Origin of the sequence: Streptomyces sp. NPDC051286, from assembly GCF_044455345.1 — a bacterium.
Classification (GTDB): domain Bacteria; phylum Actinomycetota; class Actinomycetes; order Streptomycetales; family Streptomycetaceae; genus Streptomyces.
The window spans coordinates 702,492-709,063 of sequence record NZ_JBITER010000001.1 but is presented as its reverse complement, the minus strand read 5'-3'; the positions used below and the strand labels follow the sequence as shown (position 1 = coordinate 709,063).

Annotated in this window: 6 protein-coding genes; 5 read left to right on the top strand and 1 reads right to left on the bottom strand. The window is 72.6% G+C overall.

Features of this window, described 5'->3' with window-relative positions:
- Positions 1-527 precede the first annotated feature (527 nt).
- A complete protein-coding gene (locus ACIBB8_RS03190) occupies positions 528-2,048 on the bottom strand; it encodes an aldehyde dehydrogenase (NADP(+)) (protein ID WP_398948695.1) in 1,521 nt (506 codons plus the stop codon).
- Between the two features lie 142 nt (positions 2,049-2,190).
- Between ACIBB8_RS03190 and ACIBB8_RS03185 the strand changes: the two genes are divergently transcribed.
- From ACIBB8_RS03185 to ACIBB8_RS03165, 5 genes are all read left to right on the top strand, one after another.
- Complete coding sequence (locus ACIBB8_RS03185; protein WP_398948694.1) at positions 2,191-2,961, top strand: IclR family transcriptional regulator; 771 nt, start codon at positions 2,191-2,193, stop codon at positions 2,959-2,961.
- 3 nt (positions 2,962-2,964) lie between these two features.
- A complete protein-coding gene (locus tag ACIBB8_RS03180; RefSeq protein ID WP_398948693.1) occupies positions 2,965-3,444 on the top strand; it encodes a GNAT family N-acetyltransferase in 480 nt (159 codons plus the stop codon).
- A gap of 141 nt (positions 3,445-3,585) precedes the next feature.
- Positions 3,586-4,611: a hypothetical protein gene (locus ACIBB8_RS03175; RefSeq protein WP_398948692.1), complete on the top strand. Its 1,026-nt coding sequence runs from the start codon at positions 3,586-3,588 to the stop codon at positions 4,609-4,611.
- A complete protein-coding gene (locus ACIBB8_RS03170; protein WP_398948691.1) occupies positions 4,608-5,855 on the top strand; it encodes a sensor histidine kinase in 1,248 nt (415 codons plus the stop codon). Before ACIBB8_RS03175 ends, ACIBB8_RS03170 begins: the two co-directional genes overlap by 4 nt.
- Positions 5,852-6,511, top strand: a complete 660-nt coding sequence (locus tag ACIBB8_RS03165; RefSeq protein WP_398948690.1) for a response regulator — start codon at positions 5,852-5,854, stop codon at positions 6,509-6,511. Before ACIBB8_RS03170 ends, ACIBB8_RS03165 begins: the two co-directional genes overlap by 4 nt.
- Positions 6,512-6,572 lie beyond the last annotated feature (61 nt).

The following is a 6,572-nucleotide window of genomic DNA, read 5'->3' as shown; positions in this document are numbered from 1 at the left end:
AGAGGCGCACCGGGCCGCGGACGCGCGACGGCCGGTCCGGGGCCGTGCAGGGGAGTCCCCGCAGGGCGACGAACAAAGACCCGGGCTCCCCTCGCGTACCCGCCGAACGTTCGTCGCCCGAGGAGACACCCCGGAGGGGCCCCGGACCACCCCCCACCGGGCAGCGCGGCGGTGCCACCAGGGGCCAGACGCACACATCAAGCCCGTCCGGCGCTTGAGGACAAAACCCCCGCCCCGGACCGGGGCACCAATCAAGCCCGTCCGGCGATTGAGGACGGAACCGCCCACCCCGTGGACCCGAACCCCGCCGGACACGGCAACCCCACACACCCAGCCCGTCCCGCGCTTGAGGACAAAACCCCCGCCCCGGACCGGGGCACCAATCAAGCCCGTCCGGTGATTGAGGACAAAACCGCCCACCCCGCGGACCCGAACCCACCGCACGCGGCAACCCCGCACACCCAGCCCGCCCGGCGCTCGGGTCCGAACGTCCGCAGTTCAAAGGGCGGGTTCGGGAGGGTTCACGGTCAGGCGCGATGCCCGTCGACGCGGCGCGGCAGGCCCAGCGGGTTGTCCTCGCGCAGCTCCGGCGGCAGCAGGGCCTCCGGGGTCGTCTGGTAGCTGACCGGGCGCAGCCAGCGCTCGATCGCGGTGGCGCCGACCGACGTGGAGGTGGATGTGGTGGCCGGGTAGGGGCCACCGTGGTGCTGGGCGGGGGCGACGGCGACTCCGGTCGGCCAACCGTTGACGAGGACCCGGCCGGCCAGCGGGGTGAGGGCCGCGAGGAGTCCGGGGGCGTCGGCGTCGGCGCCCTCCGTGGCGATCTGGAGCGTGGCGGTGAGGTTGCCCGGGAGCCGGGAGAGGATGGCGGTGATCTCGTCCTCGGAGGCGTAGCGGGCGACGACGGTGACCGGGCCGAAGCATTCCTCCAGAAGCGCGTCGTGCGGCCCTTCGGTGGCGAGCAGCTCTGCCGGAACGGTCAGGAAGCCGGCGGAGACGGTGTGGTCGCCGCCCGCGCCGGGAGTGACCGGGGCGTCCACGTCGGGGAGTTCGGCCCGTTCGCGTACGCCTGCAACGAAGGCGTCCCGCATCCGGTGGTCGAGCATGACCGCGGCCTCGCTGTCGCTGACCGCGTCGGTCAGCGCCTTCAGCAGTCGGTCGCCGGTCTCGCCGGCCGGGGCCAGGACGAAGCCGGGCTTGGTGCAGAACTGGCCGGCGCCCAGGGTCATCGAGCCCGCGAGCCCGGCACCGATCTGCTCGCCGCGCTCGGCGGCGGCCGCCTCGGTGACGACGACGGGGTTGAGAGAGCCGAGCTCGCCGTGGAACGGAATCGGGGCCGGCCGGGCGGCCGCGGCGTCGAACAGCGCCCGCCCGCCGCGGATGGATCCGGTGAACCCGGCAGCGGCCACGAGCGGGTGCTTGATCAGCTCGACACCCGCCTCGAATCCGTGCACCAGGGTCAGTACGTCCTCGGGCAGCCCGACCTTCGTGGCGGCCCGGCGCAGCACGGAGGCGCAGAGCTCCGAGGTGGCGGGGTGGTCCGGGTGTGCCTTGACGACGACCGGGCAGCCGGCCGCCAGGGCACTGGCGGTGTCGCCGCCGGGGACGGAGAAGGCGAGCGGGAAGTTGCCGGCCGCGTAGACGGCGACGACGCCGAGCGGGATCTTGTAGCGGCGCAGGTCTGGCCACGGCGGGGTCCGGGTGGCGTCCGCGTGGTCGATGTGGATGTCGAGGAAGGCGCCCTCGTCGACGACCTCGGCGAACGCGTGCAACTGGGCGGCGGTGCGGGCGAGTTCACCGGTGAGCCGGGCCGGTCCGAGCGCGGTCTCGGCGTCGGCGGCCTCGATGACGTATTCCCCGGCCTCGGTGAGCAGATCCGCCGCGGTACGCAGGAACGCGGCGCGTACGGTGCGGTCGGCGAGCGCATCGCGTACGGCATGTGCGGCCCGGACCGCACGGTCGACCTCCTCCGCCGTAGCCTCCACGGCAACCTGCTCACGCGGGTTACCGGTGCGGGGGTCGACGCTCCAGACTGGTGCTGCTGCCACCGTGTTTCCTTTCGGCTCGGCCTCTGCCACACATCAGAAGTTGTTCGGTATTCTGAACGCAGTTCCTGATCATGAATATGTGAGGGACCCTATTTCCGGGCATTCAGCGTTGGCAAGAAGTGGGCTGGAAGGGGCGAGGGCGATGTCGGTTGCCGAATCAGGCGGGGCCCAGGTCAAGTCCGCGGTACGGACGGTGGAGCTGCTCGAGTACTTCGCCGGGCGCCCCGGCATGCATTCGCTGGCGGCCGTGCAGGAGGCCGTCGGCTACCCCAAGTCGAGCCTCTACATGCTGCTGCGCACCCTGGTCGAGCTGGGCTGGGTGGAGACCGACGCGACAGGGACCCGGTACGGCATCGGCGTCCGGGCGCTGCTGGTCGGCACCTCGTACATCGACGGCGACGAGGTCGTCGCGGCCGCCCGCCCGACGCTCGACCGGCTCTCCGACGACACCACGGAGACCATCCACCTCGCCCGTCTCGACGGTACGAACGTGGTCTACCTCGCCACCCGCCAGTCCCAGCACTATCTGCGCCCCTTCACCCGTGTCGGCCGCCGGCTGCCCGCCCACTCCACCTCGCTCGGCAAGGCGCTGCTGGCCACGCACAGCGACGGGCAGGTCCGCAAAATGCTGCCGGAGACACTGCCCGCGCTGACCGAGCACACCCTCACCGACCGCGAGAAGCTGATCGAGGAACTGCACCTCATCCGCGAGCAGGGGTACGCCGTGGACCGCGAGGAGAACACCCTGGGGCTGCTCTGCTTCGGCGTCTCGATCCCGTACCGCACCCCGGCGCGCGACGCGATCAGCTGCTCGGTGCCGGTCGCCCGGCTCACCCCGGCGCACGAGCAGATGGTCAAGGACGCGCTGTTCGACGCGCGGGACCGGCTGACGCTCGCCACCCGTAGGCTCTGACCCGTGGGCGCGCCCGAGATCACGCTGCGCGAGGTGCGCGACAGCGATCTGCCGCTGTTCTTCGCGTACATGTCCGACCCGGAGTCGGTGCGGACAGCTGCGTTCACCAGTAAGGACCTTGGTGACCGGCCCGCGTTCGAGGCCCACTGGGCCCGGATCCTGGACAGTCGCACCATGGTGATGCGGACCGTGCTCGCCGACGGCAAGGTGGTGGGCAACGCCGGGGTGTACGGGTCCGAGAGCGACCGGCAGGTCGCGTACTGGATCGATCGGACCCACTGGGGCCGGGGGTTCGCGACCGCCGCGCTCCGGGCGCTGCTGGACGCCGTACCGGAACGGCCGTTGCATGCCCGGGCGGCGGCCGACAACGCCGGTTCGGTGCGGGTGTTGCGGAAGTGCGGCTTCATCGTCACGGGCAAGGACCGGGGCTTCGCGCACGCCCGCGGCGAGCTGACCGACGAACTGCTCTTCACGCTGGACTGACGGCCTCCCCCGCGACAGGGAGCCCACTCCGTGTCGTGGGGGGCCGTGAGCAGCGGGTGAGGGCCGTCTCCGCCGCGCGGCGGAGGCGGATCATCGCCCGGCAGGACGCGCGGGCGGACGGGGCGCGCGAACGTGGATGTCATGACACAGACACCGATGGCGCACGCCGCCCGGACCGTACCGGCGCAGCCCGCGCCCACCGGCCTGGCCCGCACCGTCCTCCGCCCCCTGGCGATCGCCTCCTGCCTGCCGTACATCGTGCTCAAGGCGGCCTGGATCGCGGGCAGTCACGTCGGCATCCCGGCCGGCAGCACACTGCTCCACCACCGCACCGCGATGCTCGTCGCCAACGGTGCGTCAGTGCTGCTGGACTGCACGGTCGTCGTCCTCGCCCTGCTGCTCACCCAGGCATGGGGGCGACGGGTCCCGGCCTGGCTGCTCACCGTGCCGATCTGGGTGGCGACCGGGCTGCTGCTGCCGATCATGACCGGCTTCCCGCTGCAGTTGCTGGTGAAGGCGTTCGGCGGGACGACCGCCGGGTCCGGCGGGGACGGGCGCGCCTTCCTCGACGAGTGGGTCTTCGGCGTCGTCTACACCGGCTTCATCGTCCAGGGCCTGACCCTCGGCGCCCTGTTCGTCCTGTACGCCAGGGAACGCTGGGGTCATCTGTGGCAGGGCACGCTGAGCGACCTGCCACCGAGCCCGACCGGACCGGCACTGCGGGTCGTCGCGGTCGTGGCCTCGCTGCTCGCGCTCGTGCCCGGCACCGTCCATCTCCTCTGGGCGACCGGATCGACCGCCGGTCTGAACGAGACCCGGATCGCGGACCGTACGAGCGACTTCTACGCCCTCGAAGCGGTCTACACGGTGTTCACGGCCGTCACCGTCGCCGGTGTCCTGCTGCTCGCCCTCCGCCGCCGCGGTGCACTCGCCCTCAAGGTTCCGCTCGCGCTGGCCTGGAGCGGCTCCGGGGTACTGGGCTGCTGGGGCGGCTATCTGTGCATCGCCGCGCTGGGCCCGTTCGACAACATCGCCGACCGGCCCGCGGCCGGGATGCAACTCACCTACGCTGTGCAGATGCTGGTCGGGATCCTGGTCGCCACCCTGGGCGCCTACTTCTTCGCGGAACGCGCTGCGGCGACGAAAGCGGCGGGGCCGTCCGCGTGACCCTGCTCCTCGGCCGGCAGGCCCGGCTGCGCTGGCTGCATCTGATCATCGGCGGCGCGCTGCTGATGCCGCACTTCCTGGTCGGCACTGTGATCGTCGGCACGTACAACCGCGACGGCGGCGCCTTCACATCGCTGCCACTGCAACTGACCGCGTTCGGGTACGCCCTGCCGATGGCCGCGGTCACCGGTCTCTTCCCGCTCGCCCGGCCGCTCTCGGTGGCCGCGGTCCGCGCCCTGTGCGGTGTCCCCGCGGAGCGGCTCGCCGACGGTCCGGCCAGGACCCGGCAGGCGAGGGTACGGACCGCGGGCTGGTTCACACTGCATCTGGCGCTCGGCGCCGTCATCAGCGGGATGACGCTGGCGCTGACACCCTTCGCGGTGACCGTGATGACGCTGCCGTTCCTCTCCTCCGTACGGAACTCGGCGGTGCTCGATCTGCCCCGGGCACTGACCCGGCCGTGGGTGCTGGCCCTGGCGCCGTTCGCCGGTCTTGCGATGCTGGTCGCCCTGGCCGGCTGCGCGGCGGCGGCCGGGGCGCTGCTGGCCGGCCGCGCTCCGGTGCTGCTGGGCCCGACCCCCGACGACCGGCTGGCCGCCGCCGAACGCCGGGCGGCCGACCTGGCGGTCCGCAACCGGCTGGCCCGGGAGCTGCACGACTCGGTCGGCCACGCGCTCAGCGCCGTGACGCTCCAGGCGGGGGCGGCCCGCCGGGTGCTGGACAGCGACCCGGAGTTCGTACGCGAGGCGTTGACCGCGATCGAGGAGACCACCCGGCGCACGGTCGGTGAACTCGACTCCGTGCTGGGCCTGTTGCGACAAGGGGACGAGAGGGAGGACGGGCCGACGGGACCGGCGCTCGACGCGCTGGACGGTCTGCTGGCCCGCTGCGGAGTTCCCGTGTCGTACATCGCCCGGGTCGATCCGGGCACGGTCCCCGCCGCCGTGTCCCGTGAGGCGTACCGGATCGTGCAGGAGGGGCTGAGCAACGCGCTGCGGCACGGCGGGCGGGCGGCCCCGGTGGAGCTGCGGATCGCGGTGTGCGACAAGGAGCTGGAGATCACTCTGGACAACCCGCTGCCCGGGCGGGCACCGGTGGTGCGGCCCGGCGGCGGCCGCGGGCTGCGCGGCATCGCCGAACGGGCCGTCCTGCTCGGCGGCCGCGCCGAGGCCGGACCGCACGACGACAGGTGGCGGCTGACCGCCCGGCTGCCCCTGCACATCCCCGCACAGGAGAAGCGATGAACACCGACATCCGGGTCGTGGTCGCCGACGACGAACGCATGGTCCGCACAGCTCTGCGCGCCATCCTCGACGCCGAACCCGGCCTGCGGGTCGTCGGCGAGGCGGCGACCGGCGCCGAGGCCGTCTCCGTCGTGCGGGAGCTGCGCCCCGATGTGGTGCTGATGGACGTACGGATGCCGGAGATCGACGGGATCCGCGCCACCGAGCAGATCCTCGCCTCGCTCGACACGCCACCGCGGATCGTCGTCGTCACCACCTTCGAGAACGACTCCTATGTGTACGACGCTCTGCGCGCCGGAGCCGCGGGCTTCCTGCTGAAGCGCGCGGCGGCCGAGGACCTGGTCCAGGCGGTGCGGCTGATCGCGCGCAGCGACTCCCTGCTGTTCCCGTCGGCGGTACGGGGACTGGCGGCCGAGTACGGCAGGCGGCAGGCGTCCGCCGCACCTCCCTGGGTGGCCCGGCTCACCGAACGGGAGGCGGACGTGCTGCGGCTGATGGCGGCGGGGCTGACCAACGCGGAGATCGCGGAGCGGCTGCGGGTGGGGCCTGCCACGGCGAAGACGCATGTGGCGGCAGTGCTGGCGAAGACCGGAGCCCGGGACCGCACTCAGGCGGTGATCACGGCGTACGAGTCGGGGTTCATCACGCCCGGCTGACCCGGGCCCCGTGGCTCGCAGTATGAAGAATGGGTGAGAAGCGGCACAGACGGGAACGCGC